Source organism: Flavobacterium sp. NKUCC04_CG (assembly GCF_019345525.1).
Lineage (GTDB): Bacteria > Bacteroidota > Bacteroidia > Flavobacteriales > Flavobacteriaceae > Flavobacterium.
This window is the reverse complement of sequence record NZ_JAHKRA010000008.1, coordinates 53,649-74,593: the sequence shown is the minus strand read 5'-3', so window position 1 is coordinate 74,593 and position 20,945 is coordinate 53,649. Positions and strand designations below refer to the sequence as shown.

15 protein-coding genes are annotated in these 20,945 nt (G+C 36.4%); 3 read left to right on the top strand and 12 right to left on the bottom strand.

The window, feature by feature from the left end; all coding sequences use genetic code 11:
* Positions 1 to 152: 152 nt before the first annotated feature.
* A complete protein-coding gene (locus KO524_RS08085; protein ID WP_219292778.1) occupies positions 153 to 1,355 on the bottom strand; it encodes an MFS transporter in 1,203 nt (400 codons plus the stop codon).
* A gap of 272 nt (positions 1,356 to 1,627) precedes the next feature.
* Between KO524_RS08085 and KO524_RS08080 the strand changes: the two genes are divergently transcribed.
* Positions 1,628 to 3,046: a rhodanese-like domain-containing protein gene (locus tag KO524_RS08080; protein WP_219292776.1), complete on the top strand. Its 1,419-nt coding sequence runs from the start codon at positions 1,628 to 1,630 to the stop codon at positions 3,044 to 3,046.
* Positions 3,047 to 3,270: 224 nt separating this feature from the next.
* Here KO524_RS08080 and KO524_RS08075 read toward each other — a convergent pair whose 3' ends face one another.
* From KO524_RS08075 to KO524_RS08055, 5 genes are all read right to left on the bottom strand, one after another.
* The gene (locus tag KO524_RS08075; protein WP_219292774.1) at positions 3,271 to 3,900 is read right to left on the bottom strand and encodes a bifunctional 2-polyprenyl-6-hydroxyphenol methylase/3-demethylubiquinol 3-O-methyltransferase UbiG; all 630 of its coding nucleotides are present in this window, start codon (positions 3,898 to 3,900) and stop codon (positions 3,271 to 3,273) included.
* A gap of 393 nt (positions 3,901 to 4,293) precedes the next feature.
* Positions 4,294 to 5,040 carry a succinate dehydrogenase/fumarate reductase iron-sulfur subunit gene (locus KO524_RS08070; RefSeq protein WP_219292772.1) on the bottom strand — a complete coding sequence of 249 codons (747 nt, stop codon included), beginning with the start codon at positions 5,038 to 5,040 and terminating at the stop codon, positions 4,294 to 4,296.
* Positions 5,041 to 5,126: 86 nt separating this feature from the next.
* Entirely contained in the window at positions 5,127 to 7,043 is a 1,917-nt protein-coding gene (locus KO524_RS08065) for a fumarate reductase/succinate dehydrogenase flavoprotein subunit (protein WP_219292770.1), read from the bottom strand.
* A 43-nt stretch (positions 7,044 to 7,086) separates the two neighbouring features.
* Positions 7,087 to 7,740: a succinate dehydrogenase cytochrome b subunit gene (locus tag KO524_RS08060; RefSeq protein ID WP_219292768.1), complete on the bottom strand. Its 654-nt coding sequence runs from the start codon at positions 7,738 to 7,740 to the stop codon at positions 7,087 to 7,089.
* Between the two features lie 147 nt (positions 7,741 to 7,887).
* Positions 7,888 to 9,021 carry a porin gene (locus KO524_RS08055; protein ID WP_219292766.1) on the bottom strand — a complete coding sequence of 378 codons (1,134 nt, stop codon included), beginning with the start codon at positions 9,019 to 9,021 and terminating at the stop codon, positions 7,888 to 7,890.
* Positions 9,022 to 9,770: 749 nt separating this feature from the next.
* On the opposite strand from KO524_RS08055, the gene KO524_RS08050 reads away from it, so the two are divergent.
* Positions 9,771 to 11,732, top strand: a complete 1,962-nt coding sequence (locus KO524_RS08050; RefSeq protein WP_219292764.1) for a M4 family metallopeptidase — start codon at positions 9,771 to 9,773, stop codon at positions 11,730 to 11,732.
* A gap of 98 nt (positions 11,733 to 11,830) precedes the next feature.
* Here KO524_RS08050 and KO524_RS08045 read toward each other — a convergent pair whose 3' ends face one another.
* From KO524_RS08045 to KO524_RS08035, 3 genes are all read right to left on the bottom strand, one after another.
* On the bottom strand, positions 11,831 to 12,709 hold the full coding sequence (locus tag KO524_RS08045; protein ID WP_219292762.1) for a DnaJ domain-containing protein: 879 nt from the start codon (positions 12,707 to 12,709) through the stop codon (positions 11,831 to 11,833).
* 108 nt (positions 12,710 to 12,817) lie between these two features.
* Positions 12,818 to 13,621: an AraC family transcriptional regulator gene (locus KO524_RS08040; protein WP_219292760.1), complete on the bottom strand. Its 804-nt coding sequence runs from the start codon at positions 13,619 to 13,621 to the stop codon at positions 12,818 to 12,820.
* A 92-nt stretch (positions 13,622 to 13,713) separates the two neighbouring features.
* Complete coding sequence (locus KO524_RS08035) at positions 13,714 to 14,070, bottom strand: hypothetical protein (protein ID WP_219292758.1); 357 nt, start codon at positions 14,068 to 14,070, stop codon at positions 13,714 to 13,716.
* A 290-nt stretch (positions 14,071 to 14,360) separates the two neighbouring features.
* On the opposite strand from KO524_RS08035, the gene KO524_RS08030 reads away from it, so the two are divergent.
* Positions 14,361 to 15,512: an Atu1372/SO_1960 family protein gene (locus KO524_RS08030; protein WP_219292756.1), complete on the top strand. Its 1,152-nt coding sequence runs from the start codon at positions 14,361 to 14,363 to the stop codon at positions 15,510 to 15,512.
* A gap of 74 nt (positions 15,513 to 15,586) precedes the next feature.
* Here the strand turns inward: KO524_RS08030 and KO524_RS08025 are convergent, their stop codons facing one another.
* The 3 genes from KO524_RS08025 to KO524_RS08015 all read right to left on the bottom strand — a co-directional run bounded on the left by KO524_RS08025 (position 15,587) and on the right by KO524_RS08015 (position 20,941).
* Positions 15,587 to 16,408, bottom strand: coding sequence for a 5'-nucleotidase, lipoprotein e(P4) family (locus KO524_RS08025; RefSeq protein ID WP_219292754.1), 822 nt, complete (start codon positions 16,406 to 16,408; stop codon positions 15,587 to 15,589).
* A gap of 140 nt (positions 16,409 to 16,548) precedes the next feature.
* Positions 16,549 to 17,865 carry a TolC family protein gene (locus KO524_RS08020; protein ID WP_219292752.1) on the bottom strand — a complete coding sequence of 439 codons (1,317 nt, stop codon included), beginning with the start codon at positions 17,863 to 17,865 and terminating at the stop codon, positions 16,549 to 16,551.
* A gap of 4 nt (positions 17,866 to 17,869) precedes the next feature.
* Complete coding sequence (locus KO524_RS08015) at positions 17,870 to 20,941, bottom strand: efflux RND transporter permease subunit (protein ID WP_219292750.1); 3,072 nt, start codon at positions 20,939 to 20,941, stop codon at positions 17,870 to 17,872.
* Positions 20,942 to 20,945: the final 4 nt, after the last annotated feature.

Genomic DNA, 20,945 nt, shown 5'->3' with positions numbered 1-20,945 from the left:
GCACTCATCAAGGCATAGGGCAATTGCAAATAGGGGTCAATAATTATGACTATTGAAAAGTTAACGCATAAAAATTAACTATAAAAGCACAGTTCCCTAAAAATAAGGAGCTGTGCTTTTATAAGTTGGTTCTAGATGGGGATACGAAGATTTTAATCTACTATTTTTTTAGTTCGAATTCGCATCCACACTAGGATAACAACAAACAATAACCCAGACATACACAAATAACGCCAGGCAATATCGTTTTGCGTTTTTAAAGAGCCTGTTGACGATACAACATAACTCAAAATTGAGGTTAATACATATATTAAACCTCCCAATAAACCACCTGCGATACCCGCATTATTTGGGAAGGCAATCATGCTACGGGTAAAATATACATTAAAAATAAATCCAGAACAGATGTGAATGATAAAAGCAAAGAACATCAATACGGGTAAGTTTTGATAGTACTGGCCAATACCGAGCATTAGAGCGATTAAAAGCAGTTGAAAAAAGGCAAAACCGATTACTTTAGCTCTAAAATTCCAATGAATTGATCGTTTTCCTAATAAACCTCCTATCATCCAGGACACGCCCAAGGCAAGCGCGCAGTAACCGATAGTGACTGCATTAAAATTAAAGGTATGTTCAATGATAAAAGGTCCGGCCATACTAAATACCATAACTACGGAATAACTTAATCCCAATATGAATACACCCAATACGAAGTTACCAGAGCTTAACATCATTTTATAAACTTGAAGAACCTCCAAACCTTTAAAAGGTTTCTTAGTAGCTAAGGTTTCACCGCTGTAAATCAGTTCTAAGGCAAACATAAGTAAAGCGTAAAGTGCTAAAAAGTAAAAATTCGATTGCCATCCGAAAGCTTTTTCGAGATAACCGCCCAAAAAGGGTGCAACTATAGGGCCGCAAGACCAAGCAATGGTAAAGTAGCTCAAATAGTATTTTAATTGATCTCCACTGTAGAGATCGACGAAAAAGGCCCGTTTTGAAACCACTATGGCTGCGATTGAAAATCCCTGTACAACTCTTAAAAAGCAAATGACAAATAAATCTCGTGAAATACCTATTAGTACGCTGGATATCACCAATATAATTAAAGCGATTAAACTCGGTTTATAGCGGCCTATGCTGTCCAATAAACTACCAATAAACAATTGTCCTATACCGTAACTGAGTAAAAAACAAGAAAGTGTTAACTGTATGTTTTTTTCTAAAAGTCCTAAATCTCTAGCCATAGCTGGAAATGATGGTAAATAGATATCGGTAACCAAGCCGGAAAGGGGTATAAGCATAAAAGCTAAAAGCGTGGCCGTTTTTTTTCGTTGGGGAGAAGCGAGTGTAAGCATATTAATAAATAGAACAATTAATTACAATCGGCAAAAATACTACTTGTCTTGCTGTTTAGATTGATAAAATTAAATAATTAACTTTTCATATTAGATGTTGTTGATTGACTTAGTATGGAAGTGACTTTTGAGATAACACTTTGAGGACTTTTTATTATTCCATGACTAATGTCATTTTTAATAGCTTACAATAGTGATAATTTTAGAGAATTTCAAGATTGGATTTCCCAATGGGCAATCGATGGATTATATACTTTAAAAATGTCAGACCTATGAAAATAGAACAAATTTATACTGGCTGTATAGCACATGCAGCCTACTATATTGAAAGTGATGGCGAATGCGCTATATTTGACCCTTTACGTGATGTACAGCCTTATTTGGACAGGGCAAATAAGGATCAAGCTGCTATAAAATATGTGTTTGAAACCCATTTTCATGCTGACTTTGTAAGCGGTCATTTGGATTTAATGGAAAAAACAGCTGCTAAAATTGTTTTTGGTCCCACAGCTGCACCTCATTATGCTGCGATTATCGCCGAAGATGGACAATTTTTTAACTTGGGAAAAATTCGAATTCAGCTTTTGCATACTCCCGGACACACTATGGAAAGTAGTACTTACCTTATTTGGGATGAAGTAGATAAGGAAGTGGCTATTATAACTGGAGATACCTTGTTTATTGGAGATGTGGGACGGCCGGATTTAGTACAATATGTAAATTCAGATATCACAGCAGCGTTTTTGGCAAAAAAGCTCTTTCATTCACTACGAGACAAAATCATGACTTTGCCTGACGATATCATCGTATATCCAAATCATGGGGCAGGAAGTGCTTGTGGTAAAAACATGAGTAAAGAAACTATAGACACGCTCGGTAATCAAAAGCGCACAAATTATGCTTTGCGTCCAGACATGACAGAGGATGAATTTGTAGAGGAAGTTTTAAAAGGATTAACAGCGCCTCCACAGTATTTCCCTAAAAATGTTTTGATGAATATTCAAGGTTATGAATTATTAGACGATGTTTTAGGTAAGGCAAAACAGCCGTTTAGTGTATTCGAATTTAAGAAAGTAACGGCTGATTCTGAAGTTTTGATTTTGGATACGCGAGACGCGGATGTTTTTGCTAAGGGCTATATACCAAACAGTATAAATATAGGATTAAATGGTGGTTTTGCCGTTTGGGTTGGGGAAATGATTAGCGATCTAAATCAGAAAATAATTTTGGTAACCGAACCGGGTAAGGAAGTAGAATCGTTGATTCGACTGTCGAGAGTGGGTTATGATAAAGCCATTGGCTTTTTAGAAAATGGATTTCAAGCCTGGACAGCTGCAGGCTTAAAAAGCGATACTATGGAGCGGATTAAAACCAATGTGTTCGATGAAACCGTTGTGTATTCGGATACCATTTTATTAGATGTACGCAAAAAAAGTGAATACGAGTCGGAGCATTTGTTGTTATCTGCAGCCATTCCTCTTAATGAACTCGAAAGCCAGCTCAAAGAGTTGTCTAAAGAAGTTTGCTATCTTATTTATTGTGCAGGTGGATACCGCAGTATGATTGCGGCTTCTCTTCTAAAGAAAAACGGATTTACCAGAGTAGCAGACGTCATAGGCGGGTATCAGGCTATTAAAAAAGTTACCCAGTTAGAAAGGTCTAATTACGTATGTCCAACTTCCCTTTTATAATCAAAAAAACAAACGGTCTCGAGGAAACCAAAACCTCGAGACTTTAAATGATTACTTTTATGCGAATGTGTTAATCTGTTTTAAAACAGTTAGTTGTTTTGATTATTGTCTGTGTTGTATTTTAGAAAGTTATCGGGTACTATCGATTCGATTTCTCGAAAAAAAATTATTTTTCACGGTTCACTTATGGTTAAAAAATTATTTTCCGTAATTGAAAAGGTGATTTACACTGCTTTTTTTCGACCCACAAATCGAATGACGGAACCCGTTCCGTTATGAAAATGGCCTTCACTGAGTTCAATTTCCTTTTGCTCTAACAATAAGATTTCGAAATTAGAGAAATCGGATTTAATTTCCGCTATCGAAAACAAGTCGTCGATATCTTTAGGTCCACCAACTTTTGGGTTTGAGGTGTTATATTGGAGGTGATCCTTACTAAAAGCTTCGAAAATGACTAACCCTCCAACGCTTAGGTATGTATTTAAAAGCTGGTGGTAGGAAGATTTGATAGCTGCGGGAAAATGAGCGTAAATCAATGCAATAACATTAAATTGTTCAGGTTGATAGTGGATTTTTTCCAAATAACCCACTTTATAATCGATGGAGGTATCGTTTTGTCTAGCTAAATGTAATGCTTTTTTCTGACCTTCTGCGCTGATGTCGAAGGCAGAAACCTTCCAGCCATTTGCTGCAGCATAAACGGCATTACGTCCTTCTCCTTCTGCGGCGAAGAGGATTGTAGATGGAGAACAACCATCTAACTGTTCCTTTAAAAAGAGATTGGGGTCTTTTCCATACGCATATTCTTCATCTTTATATCTGTCGTTCCATCTATTCAGCCAGTGATCTTCCATTCTAAAAGTTTTAAATTCGGTTATCGTTTCTTTTTTTTATAAAAGGAAACTACATTAACAACTATAAATTCAAAGGTAAAAATAGTAATTTTTAATGGGAAAAAATTACTATTTAGCACGATTGCTAGGGGCTGATTTTACTCGTTATGCTAAATAGGAGTTAGGGATTTAATAAATAAGTAGATTTGAGGTAGGTTGGGGGTTAATCGGCTAGAATTAGCTCGGAAAAGGCATTGCTTTCAAGCGACCAAAGTGGGAATCAGGTCAATCAATAATCGGTTTGTGTCTATCAGTTTTGGAATGATGTTCTTTTTGATAAACAAGACATTCCTATAAAAAGACTTTATTAATCAAAAAGGGCGAAAATTATTCGCCTTTTTTGATGGTGTTACTTTAATGCTTTAGGGTTTTAGCTCTATTGTATTCGTAGTTCATTTGTGCTATATTAAGTACTGAAATACTTTGAGGACATTCTACTTCACAAGCCTCGGTATTTGAACAGTGTCCGAAGGCTTCTTGGTCCATTTGATAAACCATATTTAAAACCCTCTGATTGCGTTCTTCTTTGCCTTGTGGTAGCTTGGCTAAGTGGGTGATTTTAGCCGCGGTAAATAGGGCGGCACTACCATTTTTACAAGTAGCAACACAGGCTCCACAACCTATACATGCTGCGGAATCGAAGGCGGATTCGGCTATGATATGGTTAATAGGGATACTGTTCGCTTCGGGTGATTGCCCTGTGTTAACAGATACATAACCACCAGAAGAAATGATGCGGTCAAATGCTCCACGGTCAACTTTTAAATCGCGTTTTATTGGAAAAGCTCCAGAGCGGAACGGTTCGATAACGACGGTCTCCCCATCTTTGAATTCCCTTAAATGCAGTTGGCAGGTTGTCGTATTTTTTAATGGTCCGTGAGCTAAGCCATTAATCATCACGCCGCATTGTCCGCAAATTCCCTCACGGCAGTCGTGGTCAAATTCAACAGGAGCCTCATTGGATAATATCAATTTTTCATTTAAGGTATCCAACATTTCTAAAAAGGACATATGCGGATTGATATCTTCTAATGGGTAATCGACAAGTTTACCGGTTGATTCTTGATCTTTTTGTCTCCAGATTTTTAGATTTAGTTTCATATTGTAATTATTTTTGAAAGGGATTGACCCATAACATCCTTAGTTTGTCTGAGGAAAATTACGATTCCGAATTCCTTTTTATTAAATTATTTATAACTTCTTACAATGGGTTGTACGTATTCAAAAACCAGAGGCTCTTTGTTGAGTTCGGGAGTTGCATTTTTACCAGTCCATCCCCAGGCAGAGATAAATTGGAAATCGGCATCATTTCTCATGGCTTCTCCATCTTGAGTTTGGTATTCTTCTCTAAAATGCGCTCCACAAGATTCATTTCTTGTTAAGGCATCATAACACATCAGTTCTCCGATTTCTAGATAATCGGCTACGCGACCGGCTTTTTCCAATTCGTTGTTCATTGTAGTAGTCTCTCCGGGAATATGTACGTTTTTATAAAATTCTGCGCGGAGTTTTTGAATGAGTTCAATAGCCGATTTTAAACCGGTTTCATTTCGAGTTAGTCCACAATAATCATATAATATTTTCCCTAGATGCTTGTGGTAATAATCGACCGTTTTATTGCCTTTACAGTTAATAAATTGATTTAATTGTTCGGTGACAGCTTGTTCTGACTCTGCAAAAGCAGGGTGGTCTGTTGAAATTTTTCCGGTGTGAATTTCTGTAGATAAATAGTTGGCCATCGTATACGGCGCAATAAAATAACCGTCAACACAAGCTTGTAAAAGAGAGTTTGCCCCCAATCGGTTGGCACCGTGATCGGCAAAATTCGCTTCTCCTAATGCGAATAGACCCGGAATGGTAGTCATCAGTTCGTAATCTACCCAAAGACCTCCCATAGAAAAATGCGCTGCAGGCGAAATCATCATCGGTTCTTTGTAGGCATCAATTCCAGTAATTTTATGATACATATCAAATAAATTCCCGTATTTTTCTTTGATTTTTCCAACTCCTTGTTCTTTTATTGCTTTAGAAAAATCGAGGTAAACGGCATTTTTTAAGGCGCCTATACCAAATCCGGCATCAATGCGTTCTTTGGCTGCTCGCGAAGAAATATCTCTAGGGGCTAGATTTCCAAAAGCCGGATATCTGCGCTCCAAATAATAGTCGCGTTGGTCTTCGGGTATATCATTGGCTAAGCGCTCTTCGTTTTCCTTTAAAGGAACCCAAATACGTCCGTCATTTCGCAACGATTCCGACATCAGGGTGAGCTTCGATTGATAATCTCCCGATTGCGGTAGCGAGGTAGGGTGAATCTGTGTCCAACTTGGACAGGCCATCAAAGCACCTTTTTTATGTGCACGCCAAATTGCTGAACCGTTACATCCCATAGCTAAGGTTGATAAATAGTAGATTTTCCCAAACCCTCCCGTGGCTAATACTACAGCATGTGCAGCGTGCCTTTCGATTTGACCCGTATCGAGATTTCGTACGATAACACCGCGGGCTTTGCCGTCAATAACTACCAAATCCAACATTTCATGACGGGTGTATAGTTGTACCGTCTTTTTGTTGACCTGACGCATCAGAGCCTGATAGGCGCCAATCAGTAATTGCTGGCCGGTTTGACCTCGGGAATAAAAGGTTCTACTTACTTGTACACCTCCAAAGGAACGATTGTTCAGATAACCACCGTATTCTCTTCCAAAGGGAACTCCTTGAGCAACAGCTTGATCGATTAGATTTAAAGAGCATTCAGCCATACGATATACATTGGCTTCTCTGGATCTGAAATCTCCTCCTTTTAAAGTATCGACAAACATTCGATAGATACTATCACCGTCATTTTTATAGTTTTTAGCAGCATTAACTCCGCCTTGTGCTGCTACAGAGTGTGCTCGTCGGGCACTATCTTGAAAGCAAAAGGACTTGATGTTATAACCCATTTCTCCGAGTGATGCCGCTATGGAACTACCCGCTAGACCAGTTCCAATAACTATTACGTCTATTTTTTTTCGATTTGCTGGATTAACTAATTGGGCATTCTTTTTATAGTTTGACCACTTTTCCTCTAAAGGACCTGTGGGGATTTTCGCATCTAATATCATAAGCTTGTGTTTTTTAAACCGCCTTTAATAATAAGTTTAGGTTTTAGGATTTAGTAAAATAGATATATATAGGAATGATAGCAAAGCCTAGACTGATGGCTAAGGAATAGAAAATACCAAAATATCGAATCCCTTTTACAAATTTTGGATGAAAGACTCCTAGTGTTCTGATGGCGCTAAAAAAACCGTGTAGTAAATGATAGCCCAAGGCGATCATCGCTACAACATAAATAATCACATACCACCATATTTGGTAGATTTCGACTACGAGTTGATATAGATCTCGATTGCCATTTGCATCGAGTGGAAGGCTTCCAAACTTGTATTCGTACCAAAAGTTTTTAAAATGTATAATTAAAAAAACAAGTATAATTGTACCTAAAACACCCATATTTCGACTATACCATTTGCTCGAACGACCTCTTTGGTCTTTCTGATAGTTACCGCCTGATTTTTTATTTTGTACAGTGATGATTAATGCATAAACAACATGCGCTATAATAGAGGCATATAGTCCGTAGGACACCAATTTAATCAAGGGATTTCCAGATAAAAAATGAGAATAGGCATTGAATTGTAAATGCGCTTCTTCTGGGGGTAGAAACAATTGTAAGTTACCCAAGAGGTGAATCACCAAAAAGAAACACAGAAATAGGCCTGTAAAGCATAAAATGATTTTTCTAGTTAAGGTTTGCATAGATGCTGTTTTTATCAATTAATACTAGGCGATTCGCGTTGGACATAGAGCAGTTAAATCTGTTTCTGGATTGAGCCAAGAGCATTTGAATACCGTTGTTGTTTGTGGTGGTCATCATGGTTTATACGTTTGTTATAACTATTTATATTACAGGCGACTCTGAACTTGTAGTACCAATAGATTATTATCATAGGTGGTGCTGTTGGGTATGTTGTGTTTGTAAATGTCGATTTGCATGCCCAATTGTATTCTTGCGCCGTAATCTTTTAAAAATTCTAAACCAAACATCGGTAGTATGGTTTGTCGCGAATTGGAATTGACTTTATAATTGGTATCTATATATTCATAGCGACAAGAGAATTCGATCGCGCTCAATTTCTTATATTTAATTTCATATCTCAAATTAGGCAATACATGGAATCCGCGCAGTTGATAATCGCTTAAAGCATTTTTTCTTTCGACTTCCGGTATGGCAAAATAAATATTTTGGTTGATGGCTTGTTTGGCAACAAATTGCGATTCTAGGATCAGGCGTTCCGAAAATTTGTAATCTGCTGTGAGGTCGAATCCGTATGCGTGTACTTGTTTTTTGTTTACTTCTCCGATTCCACCATTAATACCGAAATTAATATTGTATTTTTCGGAGAGCCCCAATACGACTCTAGAAGAATAATGTTTGCCGTTGTCGCTGTCCATAATTTGATTTCGACCGTTTCCGTTCATTACGGATACAGCGTAGGTTACAGGGAAATATGAGGTGTTTAAAGTTCCAGTCATTGAAATTCCCGTTTGAAAACTGGTCCATCCGAGTTTTCCAAATTCATAATATTGATTAGAGAAGTCCATTGATCGGATGATGTCAACGGGATAGGTTTCTTCAATTCCAAACCAAGGACGAAATTGACCTAAGGTAAAACTAACTGCTTTGCTAAAACTATATTTAATATAGGCGTTCTCTAAAACTTTGTTTTTCGGATCGGATTTAAATTCAGCCAAGTTAACCAATGCAACAACCTCGGTGCGGTCGCCAATAATCGTTCTCACTTGAACCCGCATCCTTTTTACTTCAAATGAATTTCGCGTGACTTCACCTTCTGAATGATGCAAACCATTTAAATCAACTCCCTCGCTAAGACCAGAGGAATATCGTGCCTGAAATAGACCCTTAAACTGAAATTGAGGATAATTTTTTTTGACGGGGGCAATAGAGTCCGTTTGTGCTTGAGCAATTAATGCAGAGGGGAGTAAAAAAAGCAAGGCAATCTTTCTAAATGTAGTCATACTAATTGTCGTAAACCTGTTTTTAAAAAATCGAATCACCAAAAAAAATTTATAGATTCCCTATCGTTGACAGCAATAAAGTTAATATTTTTTTAGTTAAAATTCGTACAAAACTGTTTTTTATTTATAACATATTTTTTTTGGTTAAATAGTGATATCTTATTTTTTAATTATGGATAAGTATTATGATTATTATCATTTTGTTATTAAAATAAATTTATTTACGTTTTTATCAGGTATTTTTATATTTAAAATTTTAAAATATAAATAAGGATTCAGTTAGTTTTTTTATTTAAAATATTGAAGTATTTATATAAGTTGTTGTTTATGGAAAGTATTGGTGTTGATCGTAAACAATGTTAAGTTAGGATTGTTAAAGGCAATGATTTAAGGTACTTTACAAGTGTTTTTTTTAATATAACAGCTAATAAAGCGTGATTCCTTATAGGTAAATCGGTAGTGCAGTGAAAAAAACAGTTTAGAAATAAGGTTCTGAACGTGAAATAAATAAGTAATAATAAACTTTAACTTTTTTTTGTTTTTATTTCACATTTAATTAGTGTTATTGCAGTGGTAAACTTTATTTATAAGTGTAATTTTATTGTAGTAAAAACATCATTTATACAAAATGATTGTTAAGTGTGTTTTTTAATTATAATAACTTAGAATAATCGCGTTTTAAAAGAAGTTTTTTTTAATAAATACTTAATAAAAATATAAAATATTAAATACCACAATTGGTCCTAATCATGAAAAAAAAGTACTTATCGCTCAATAATGTTGGAGCTTTTTTATACATATCATTTTTGTTCTTTGCTAGCCCTATACAATCTCATGCAAGTGATCGATTGGAAACAGTGAATCACACAACAACAACAACAACAACAACGCTAAAGTTGCAAAAACCATTGAGAATTAATGGATTTGGATCTTTTTCAATGAGTGTGATTGGGCAAAAATTAACGGTTAATCAAGTTAGCGGCTCTTTTAAGGAAATGTTTGATTTAGACGATGATCATACTTTTGTTCAAATCAAAGAAAGTACAGACGAATTAAAACACAGCCGTACACAATTTCAACATTATTATAAAGGAGTAGCTGTAGAGGGTGACGTGATACTAGTACATACAAAAGCTAATGTTGTTCAGAGTATTAACGGTCAGGTTATGGACCTAAAAGATGTAGATGCAACTTCCAAATTGAGTTCAGAGCGTGCATTAGCTATAGCAAAAGCAGCTTTTAAAGTAGAGGAGATTGAGGGAGATTATCCAATAACTAGCGTTTTTACCAAAATTCAAAATGCCAAGGGAATAGTAGAGGCTAAATTGGTTAAAAAACTTAGAATAGATTCATTTGAACCTTTAGTAATGGTCAATGTATACCTTGATGATGCTACAGGTCAAGTGATTAAGAAGGTGAATTTAATTCATGATGCAGATGTTAATGGTACGGGAAGAACTTTTTATAAAGGTGTTCAGAATATTATAGTTGATAGTTTTGATGGAGGATTTCGCTTAAGAGATAACGGTCGGAAGATTGAAACCTATGATGCAACTGATGCACAATATAGCCCGCGTCGTTTGCTAACAGGAGCAAAAGATGTTATTAGTACAACGAGTAATTTTGAATCGAATGCAGCAGTAGATGCACATTGGGGTATGGAACATACCTATGATTATTATCAAGAGATGTTTAATAGATTGAGCTATGATGGTGAGCAAAGTGTTATAAAAAATTACTTTAACCCAGTAGTATTAGAAAGTGAACAGTTTGAAAGTGGTTTTCCCAATAACGCAGCGGCTTTTCCACATCCTTATAACCTGATGGTTTATGGGCGCGGAACTGCAAATTATATGAATCCAGTAGTTGGTTTGGATGTTGCAGGACATGAATTTACACATATGGTTGTTGAAAACAACGGAACAGGTGGATTGGCCTATTATGGAGAATCAGGCGCTTTAAATGAATCGTTCGCAGATATATTTGGAACAGCTATAGAATTTTATGTCAATATTAATCCCAATTGGACTATAGGTGAAAATATTATGCTTAGAGAAGGAGCTATGCGTAGTATGTCTAAGCCAAAACTTTTCCGCAATCCGAATACGTATCAAGGACAATATTGGATTAACCCTGCTAATCTTGATGAAGATTATGGCGGTGTTCACTATAACAGTGGTGTTCAAAATCATTGGTTTTATTTGTTGACTGAGGGTGGAAGTGGAGTTAATGATTTAAATAAAAATTATACCGTTAACGGTATTGGCATAGAAAAGGCAGCAAGAATAGCTTATAGAAATCTCACGACTTATTTGACTAGTGAGGCTACTTATTTGGATGCATATAATGGAGCTTTATTATCGGCTAAGGATTTATATGGAGAGAGTTCTGCCGAATATATTGCTGTAGAAAATGCTTGGTATGCAGTGGGTATAGGTGAGCGAATGAGTGCTAGTACCAATGAAATTACAAGCAGTCTAAAAGTATATCCAAATCCAGCTAACAATGGAACGGTATTTATTAATGCAGAGCTTGATGGTAATGCAACAGTTGAATTATACGATTTGCTCGGTAAACGAGTTATAAAAACTACTGAAATTAATAAAGGAGAAAATACTATTAATGTTCAGGCATTAGCCAATGGTGTTTATTTCTTAAAGTTTGATGTAAATGGAAAAACTCATTCCGAAAAATTGATGATTAATAATTAGTTAGTTAGCAAAAAGTTATAAAAAACTAGGTTATAATTTTTTAAACAGCAAAATCAGTATTGGTTTTGCTGTTTTTTTGTTTAACGAACAATAGGAAATTACTTGCTGTTTTTAGAATTAGGGATTATAATTAGTAAAAACAAGGCTAAGAGATTTACATAAGGTATTAGAAACAAGATACAATAATACCAACTCCATTGTAATGCGTTAAGTCTTTTAATACTTTGAATGGTACCTAAAACAAAAGTGATGGTAATTAAGATGGTCAAGGGGATGCTGGAATGTTCTAAGGGAAAAACGACTGCGGGACTTATTAAAAGCGCAATAAAAACTATAGAAAACATTCTTTTAAAATAAGAGAAACGACCGAGCTTTCCTGTTGTGGACAGTAATTCTTTGCGCAAAGAATATTTATCGTCAAATAATGGGTTTTCTTTTTTTGCTTTATTTTTAGATTGGGGATGGCTGGTATTTTCCAATACAATTTTGCTTGTAAAATACCGTTTCGAGACGCTGTTTAAAGCAATAATGTCAATTTCTAAAAAGAGATTGGAATGATTGATCTTGATTTTTTTAATTCCCTGGGCACTTACAAAACCAAAAGGGCGCAGTTCTATAGAATCGGCATGTAATGTATGCCAAGTTATGGTAACGACATCTCCTGTTGTAAAGAAAATTTTATCGACAAAAAACTGCGTAATTATCGGTTGAATATAGGACTGTTCTTGTTGATATGGCCGATAACTGGATTGATTAGGTCGGTCTTTATTTTTCCATAAAAGGTCGTAACGACTTCGTTGTTCTTCCTTATATAAGGTTTGATAGGCCTCATTGATTTCGACAAATAAACCATTGAATTTCTCTTCACCATGATGGCGATCGGGATGATACAACATTGAGAGCTTACGATAAGCATTTTTTATTTCAGAGCTTGTAGCGGTACGTGAAACCCCTAAGATTTTGTAATAATCCTTCATTTGTTGTAAATAAAAAAGAGAAGTTGGCAAAAAATTACCGAGAGCTAAAATAAGGATATTGTTTTAGAATCGTATTTATTTATTAAAAATTAAAACGGATTAACGATTTCAAAACTCAGGTGTATTATGTGGATAAGAATAGGATTTAGGCGATTGGCCAAAGACGGCTTTAAATGTTTTGCTAAAAGTTGGTAAACTGTTATATCCCACTTGAAAAGCTACTTCCCCTATTTGCTTATGTCCATCGGTCAGTAATTCCATCGCTTTAATCATTCGAATCATTTGGAGGTAGCTCGTCGGTGTTAAACCTAGTTCTTCTTGAAAATTTCGCTCCAATGTTCGCAAAGAAAATCCGTATTCAATGGCAAGTTTTCTAAAATTGATGGTTTGGTCTAGATGTTCAAATAGATAAATGAGGAGTTCTCTTAACTTTACTTCCTGAGTTATAGGAATAGATAGTGGTATCGTACTTTCTACCATATCGGGTAAACTCAGAAAGAGTCCTCTTAAAAATGCGTTTTCTATTTCATCGGATGTTTCGATACGGGAATAACGTTCCGTAAATAAAATCATCTCTTTAAGTACAGTTGGGGCTGGAAAAACTTGAATTTCCTTGTAAAAATCGCGCGGGTCGTTTACAACAAAGAAAATGGTTCTTAAAAAAACGTTTTCCTTCGGAGAAGTACTGTGATGATAACAATTAGAAGGAATCCAAACACAGTGATTTTGTGGTAATAAATAGCTGCGTTCTCGAGTGTAGAGATACTGAAATCCACTTTGAACATAAATCAATTGCCCCATTTTGTGTTGATGAGCACTTTGTCCAAATTTCCAATTAGAATCGTGCCACACTAAAGCATCTTTGGTACTTTTGTCGACAGAAATATGGCAAAAATCGGGGTTTACTTGCAAGTGAGTTAGTTGTGAAAGTTAGAATTATTATATCGTCACGAAATATTATTTACAAAGTTACAAATTATATTTTTCAAGGCTAAAAAAGGTTTTTAAATCTCTTCTTCAGTCTCTTCCCACTTAAAATACTCTTCTAGAAACTTCCAGGCCTCGACTAAATTTTGCTTTTGATCAATACCCACCATAGCACAATTGTTTTGGACGTATACTCCAATCCAGTTTTCTTTGTATCCATCAATATCTTTATAGATAAAAGAGGCTTGTGTACCAACATATGTCCGCTCTAGGAAATCGTCTTGAAGTATAAATTCAATCAATGAAAAGGTTTTACTGCAATAAACCCAAATACGATCATCATTAACCGTATTGTTTTTGATAGGGATTTCGGCTAAAAGAAAATCGGGTTGTTCGAAATCGTAGCTACTCATATTATTACTGATAACTTTCATGTTTTTTATTTATAAGAAGATATTCAAATATAATAAAATTGCATTTTAAAATTGTTTTTTTTCTAAGTCTAATTTTTTTATAAGAGTGTTATTAGTTTATACACTGTACTTTTTTTTATAGTAAATTGTTTTATATTAAAAAACAGTAGGTTACATTGTCGCATTAGAATAATATATTGACGTAATTCCATAGTGTTTACTCGTGTTAAATTGTTGAAATTTGTATTTCTAAACATTGATGTACAAAGTATTTGTAATCATTGTATCTTATAAAAGAAACACAATAATTCATGAAAAAAAGTTTTAACCTTATTCTATTAACTTTAGTTATCTTCAATTTTACAACGATTATGGCACAAGATAAGAAGGAGATTCTGGTACTTTTTCATTCGGAAAAGGGAACCACTTTTAAATTAGCTCAAGCAATAGCTGAGGGAATTAATACAAACCCGAAGGCGCATGCTGTATTAAAACGAATAGTTACCACAACCAATAGAGATGTAAACACCGATATTTCCGAAGCTACAATAAGCGATTTGACGCAGTATGATGGTATTGCTTTTGGTTCGCCTGTACACTTTGGCAATATGAGTGGCGCTATGCGTTCTTTTTTGGATCAATCTGTAGAGATATGGACAGCTCGGAAGTTGGAAGGAGTTCCCGCAACGGTATTTATGGGTGCGGGTAGTGGTGCAGGTCGTGAAGCAGCTGTAATGTCGTTTTGGAGTACGCTAGCGGTACACGGAATGATCTTAGTTCCTACGGGAATAATGGGTATGGACACTATGGATAAAAACACCGCTCAAGGCAATACGGTTTTTGGAACTACGAGTCTGGCTTCTATGCCGGCAGCCGAAAGACCGACTGCTAGCGAACTAAATTTTGCGCGTTTACAAGGGGAAGCCTTGGCCCGTGTTGCTGTTGCTTTAGCGATGGAGACTACTAAAAAGCAACTACAAACACCTAATTTGAATACAGCAAATGTTAGCGTTGAAAGCCGTTTAAAGGAATTACATATCACTTTGCCAGCTACTCCGGCTCCAGCCGGAAGTTATGTTCCCTATGTACGCACTGGAAATTTGGTTTACATTAATCAAGTAGCACTAAAAGATGGTAAAATACTCTATCCGGGTATCATCGAAAAAGATTTAACTGAAGATCAGGCTAAGGAAGCCACCAAACAAACCATGTTGAATGTTATTGCTGTACTAAAGGATGCTACTGGTGGGGATTTAAACCGCGTTAAACAATGCGTGCAGCTTACGGGATTCTTTAATACTGCAGCAGCTTATTCGAAACATGCCACGCTAATGAATAGCGCGTCCGATTTGGTTATTGATGTATTTGGATCACGCGGTAAACATACCCGCGCAACTGTTGGTGCTTCCTCAATTCCCGTTAATTCGGCAGTGGAGATTCAGGCGATTTTTGAAATCGAATAATGCCACCAGATCGTTTTAAAAGAGCACGGAACCCATTGGGGTTCCGTGTCGTCTGCGTTTTTTTAGTGCTATAATTAAAAACCTATTAGTTTACTGTTGAAAATAGAGTCTTTCTGTGAAGGAGTCCAATCTCTTTTATAATCGAATATGGCCGACTCCCAATCTCCATAATTAACGTTGGGTAATACAATGAATTTTTTACCAAATTCTTTGGCGTTATTTCTAACGGCTTCCGAACGTTGTTCCTCGGTTTTTTTATCAAAAGCTTTGGAAAAATCCGATAAATTATCCCCTAAAAGCATTACGATTTCATGTGTTTCACTAACTTTTAGACGGCGGGTTTCTTTACTGGAATCCGATTGGCGTACAATCACGTGTTCTTCGTCTGCCATTGGGTAATTGTATTTTTTTAAATTGGCAATTGTACCGGCTTTATCGTTTTGATTTCTATTGGTAATATAAAAGATGGTTACTCCTTTAGAAGCGGCATAATTAAAGAAGTCCTGACTTCCCATTAGTGGTTTGGCATCGCCCTTAGACGTCCATTCTAACCAGCTTGCTTCATCAAAAACCTGGCCTCTTTTAGCCATTTCTACAGCATAAGGAGAGTTGTCTAAAAAGGTTTCATCTATGTCCGTTACTATAGCAACGGGTTTGGAATGTTGTTGTTGTAACACCCAATCTAAATGGGTAGTAGCCACATTAAAAGCCTGTACACATAAGGCTTGATATTCGGCAGCACGTTGATGAAATACGGCAGAATAGACCTTACCGGTTAATTCAATATCGTTTACTACGCGTTTATTGCTAGTTTTTGTAGATTGGATTTGTGAAACTTGACAACTGCTTAAAAACGCTAGTGACAAGGCTGCTAAATAGATTTTAGATTGAAACATGAATGTATTTTTAAATATAAAATAAGATAGGACAAATTTAAGATTTTAAATATTAAAAGGACGGACTAAAAAGCTGGGCTATCCTTGTTTTATGATAAATATAAGATTTATCTCAGGCTTAAGCGATAGAAACAGTCAAGTTAAATATCCAATTTACCAACCAAAACCTTTAAAATAACTTCGGATAGTTTGGCTTGGTATTGTGCATTGTTATTGCGTACAACGGCATTGACATAATTGAGTTGGGCAGTTCTAAATTCCATAGTTGTAATGGTACCTATTTCAAATTTATCCATAGTTATTTCGAGATTTTGCTTTGCAATTTCCTCGTTTTTTCCTTCTAAATTCACCAGTTCTAAATTGGTAGAATAGGTTTGAAAAGCCATCATCAATTCGGTCTCAATAAATTGCCGCTGGCGCTCTACTAAAATTTGTGCATTTTCTATATCGAAGCGAGCAATCTTTTCTCTTTGCGATTGCCGTTGTCCATCAAACAGATTTAAACGAGCGCTAAATCCGTAATTCCAACCGCGTCCGGATGATTTACTGACAAAACCCAAACTCGATTCCGATTCAGAAAAGGTATAGCCGGAATTGAGTTGTAAGCTGGGATAACGATCCGCGCGCAATTGTTTGTATTGCAATTGCGCAATTGCTGCGTTGATTATGGCCAATTGTAAATCTGGATTTTGCGCATCTAATTGTAAAAGCAAATCGACGAGTTGTAAATCGCGGTTAATACCTACATTGGATTCTACAATAAAATTGAGGTCAAAGGCATCTCTAGAAATCGCCCGATTTAATCGGACTTTTGCATTGTAATAATATTCTTTTTGTTTGGTAAGTGTGGTAATATCGGTGTTTAAGTCTACTTTGGCGTTCAATACTTCTAGTTTGGAAGCCTTTCCTATTTGATAGCGGTTTTCGGCTATATCTAAACGTTGTTGTGAAATAACTACAGCGGTGTCTAAGGCGGTAAAAAGTTTTTGTTGTTGCACTAAATCGTAATATACGGTATAGACTTCATTTACTTTTTCTAGTATTTTAATTTGAAGTTGCTTTTCACTTTGGAGCTGCGTTTGTTTTAATTCGTCGTATTTCGCAAACATTTTAAAACCGTCGAAGAGGGTCCAATTCAATGCTGCTCCATAGTTCATGGAATTGTTTTTGGAATTGTCTAACTCTCTTGTGGAACCATCACTTTGGGTTTGAGTGGTATTGGTAAAATTGTCGTTGGTGGTAGCGACTAGTGCCAGATTAGGCAACATACCCGCATTACCTCTATACACATTTGCTTCGGAAATTTTTAAATCGTTGGCCGCCAATTGAATGTCAAAATTGCTTTTTAGCGTTTGACCAAGTGCCTCTTCTAAAGTCAATAGAGTAGGAGATTCCTGGGCAAATACGGGACTATATCCTATACAAAAAAAGGCTGTTAAGGCTAATAGATGTTTCATTTTACTAATAATTATCAAATTCAGGACGGTGTTTTTTGGCTTTGGACCACATCAAATAAATCGCGGGAATAACAAATAAGGTTAAGGCAAGAGCAAATAGGGTTCCACCAACAATTACGACTCCCATACCAACCCTACTTTGTGAGGCTGCACCTAAAGACAAAGCAATAGGTAATGCTCCAAATGCAATGGCTAAACTGGTCATTAAAATTGGACGTAGTCGCGATACTGATGCTTCGATTATGGCATGGTGTTTTTCAATACCTCGTTCGCGCAATTGATTGGCAAATTCGACGATTAAAATACCGTTTTTCGTAACCAAACCAATCAGCATAATGGTTCCGATTTGACTAAATATATTCCATGTTTGATCAAATAACCAAAGTGAAAATAAGGCTCCTGCAACCGCCATGGGCACGGTTAATATAATGATAAAGGGGTCAAGAAAACTTTCGAATTGAGCTGCCAATATCAAATAAATCAATAATAACGCCAATACGAATGCAAAAGCTGTATTGGAATTACTTTCGGCAAAATCTCTAGATTCTCCTGATAAATCGGTCGTAAAAGTACTGTCTAACACTTTTACTTTAGCTCGATCCATTGCCTCAATACCATCACTGATACTTTTACCCGGTGCCAATCCTGCGGAAACCGTTGCCGACATATACCGGTTGTTGTGATAAAGTTGAGGAGGGCTGCTGCGCTCTTCTAAAGTAACTAAATTGTCAAGCTGTATCAATTGTCCACTACTACTCTTAACGTAAGTAGAAACCAAATCTAAAGGCTTGCTGCGGTCGTAGTCGTCAAATTGTCCAATGACTTGATATTGCTTTCCATTTCTCATAAAATAACCAAAACGCTGACCCGATAAAGAGGATTGTAAGGTTTCTGCGATATCGCGTATGGAGACGCCTAAAGATTGTGCTTTTTCGCGGTCAATATTGACATAAATCTCGGGTTTGTTGAATTTTAAATTGACGTCTACTACAGAAAAAGTGGGGTCTTGGCTGACTTCATTCATAAACTGGGGAATTTTCTCTTCCAGTTTTTCGAAATTTGGGGCTTGAATAATATATTGAATGGGTAGTCCGCCTCTTCTGTTTACAGAAATGGTCGGTTGTTGGTTAATTAAAACTTTGGCCTCAGGATATGCTTTAACATATTTTCCCAGTTGTTTGGCAATTTCGTCTTGTGAACGCTCTCGCTCTCCTGGCTCAACTAAGGCCAAGCGAATTCGACCTGAATTAACTGCCGATGATCCGAAACCGGGAGATGAAATTACTAAGGCAATTTTCTTTTCAGGGATAGAGTCGTTGATTAACTGAGACAGTTCTTGCATTAGTCTGTCGGTATATTCATACGTAGCACCTTCTGGAGTTGTAACTCCTATAGAAACCATGCTGCGGTCGTCGTATGGTGCTGTTTCTTTTTGTATGGTACTATAAAAAACGCCAATCAAAACAAAACATAAAATCAGTATGGGAAAACTAACCCATTTCCATTTCATGAATGAAGATAAGGCATTTTGGTATGTTAGATTTAACTGAACAAAAAAGGGTTCTGTAAATTCGTAAAAACGCGATTTTTTACTGACGTCTTTTTTCATCAAGTAGGCGTTTAACATCGGTGTTAAGGTTAGAGAGACAAAGGCTGAAATCAATACTGCCGAAGCGATGACCACACCGAATTCTCTAAACAACCTACCGACAAACCCTTCTAAAAAAATAACGGGTAAAAACACTGCTGCCAAAGTAACTGAAATCGAAATAACCGCAAAAAATATCTCGTTAGACCCTTTAATTGCCGCTTCGATCGGACTCATACCTTCTTCCACTTTTTTATAAATGTTTTCGGTGACTACAATTCCATCGTCAACCACCAATCCAGTTGCTAAAACAATGGCTAAAAGGGTTAATACATTAATCGAAAAACCAAACAAAAACATGATAAAAAAAGTGGCAATTAACGATATAGGAATATCGATAAGCGGACGAAACGCTATTCCCCAATCTCTAAAAAAGAAATAGATAATTAGAACCACTAGTGTTATAGAAATCAAAATAGTCTCGGCAACTTCAGTAACTGAATTTTTGATAAAAAGGGTATTGTCCATAGCGATATTTAAGCTAATATCTGCTGGGAGTTCTTTTTTCAACTGTTCCAATTCCTTATAAAACGAATCTGAAATTTCAATATAATTGGTTCCCGGTTGCGGAATTATAGCCATTCCGACCATCGGTTTACCAGCATCGGTCATTTGAGTTTCTGTGTTTTCAGGACCTAGTTCTGCATGACCAACATCAGATAGTTTAACAACCTGACCCGAGTCCGAACGTATAATGATGTTGTTAAACTCTTCTGCAGTAGACAGGTTTCCCTTTGTTTTTACAGTCAATTCCGTATTAGACCCAACGAGTTTCCCAGTTGGTAATTCAATGTTTTGGCCTCCTAAAGCTGCTCTAACATCCAATATGGTTACACCATAAGATGCCAGTTTTTCAGGATTAATCCACAAGCGCATGGCGTATTTTTTCTGACCCCAAATTTGTACACTACTTACTCCTGAAATGGTTTGTATGCGTTGCGCTATGACGTTCTCTGCATAATCACTAAGTTCCAAAGCATTTCTCGTTTCACTTTGAATAGTCATCGTTATTATAGGTTCTCCATCGGAATCGGCTTTGGAAACCACGGGAGGAGCATCAATATCTTGTGGTAGACTGCGCATCGCTTGAGAGACTTTGTCCCTGACGTCATTTGCTGCTTCTTCTAAGTTCTTCTCTAGCTTAAACTCTATAGTTATATTGCTGGATCCTTGTGTACTGGACGATGTGATATTTCGAATTCCGTCAATACTGTTTATCGCCTTTTCAAGCGGCTCTGTAATCTGGGACTCAATGATATCGGGATTGGCTCCAGCATAGTTGGTTCGTACAGATACTTGGGCAGCATCAATAGAAGGAAATTCACGTACGCCTAAAAAATGGTAGCCAATCAATCCAAATAGCAATAAAATAACATTCATTACTATGGTTAAAACCGGACGCTTAATGCTTAAGGTAGATATGCTCAAAGCT

What these genes read in the sequence shown, in the direction of transcription:
- KO524_RS08070 (WP_219292772.1), bottom strand. Translation starts at nt 5,040, where the DNA reads ATGAAACTAAATCTAAAAATCTGGAGACAAAAAGATCAAGAATCAACC.
- KO524_RS08085 (WP_219292778.1), bottom strand. Translation starts at nt 1,355, where the DNA reads ATGCTTACACTCGCTTCTCCCCAACGAAAAAAAACGGCCACGCTTTTA.
- KO524_RS08020 (WP_219292752.1), bottom strand. Translation starts at nt 17,865, where the DNA reads ATGAAACATCTATTAGCCTTAACAGCCTTTTTTTGTATAGGATATAGT.
- KO524_RS08050 (WP_219292764.1), top strand. Translation starts at nt 9,771, where the DNA reads ATGAAAAAAAAGTACTTATCGCTCAATAATGTTGGAGCTTTTTTATAC.
- KO524_RS08055 (WP_219292766.1), bottom strand. Translation starts at nt 9,021, where the DNA reads ATGACTACATTTAGAAAGATTGCCTTGCTTTTTTTACTCCCCTCTGCA.
- KO524_RS08045 (WP_219292762.1), bottom strand. Translation starts at nt 12,709, where the DNA reads ATGAAGGATTATTACAAAATCTTAGGGGTTTCACGTACCGCTACAAGC.
- KO524_RS08060 (WP_219292768.1), bottom strand. Translation starts at nt 7,740, where the DNA reads ATGCAAACCTTAACTAGAAAAATCATTTTATGCTTTACAGGCCTATTT.
- KO524_RS08080 (WP_219292776.1), top strand. Translation starts at nt 1,628, where the DNA reads ATGAAAATAGAACAAATTTATACTGGCTGTATAGCACATGCAGCCTAC.
- KO524_RS08035 (WP_219292758.1), bottom strand. Translation starts at nt 14,070, where the DNA reads ATGAAAGTTATCAGTAATAATATGAGTAGCTACGATTTCGAACAACCC.
- KO524_RS08025 (WP_219292754.1), bottom strand. Translation starts at nt 16,408, where the DNA reads ATGTTTCAATCTAAAATCTATTTAGCAGCCTTGTCACTAGCGTTTTTA.
- KO524_RS08030 (WP_219292756.1), top strand. Translation starts at nt 14,361, where the DNA reads ATGAAAAAAAGTTTTAACCTTATTCTATTAACTTTAGTTATCTTCAAT.
- KO524_RS08075 (WP_219292774.1), bottom strand. Translation starts at nt 3,900, where the DNA reads ATGGAAGATCACTGGCTGAATAGATGGAACGACAGATATAAAGATGAA.
- KO524_RS08065 (WP_219292770.1), bottom strand. Translation starts at nt 7,043, where the DNA reads ATGATATTAGATGCGAAAATCCCCACAGGTCCTTTAGAGGAAAAGTGG.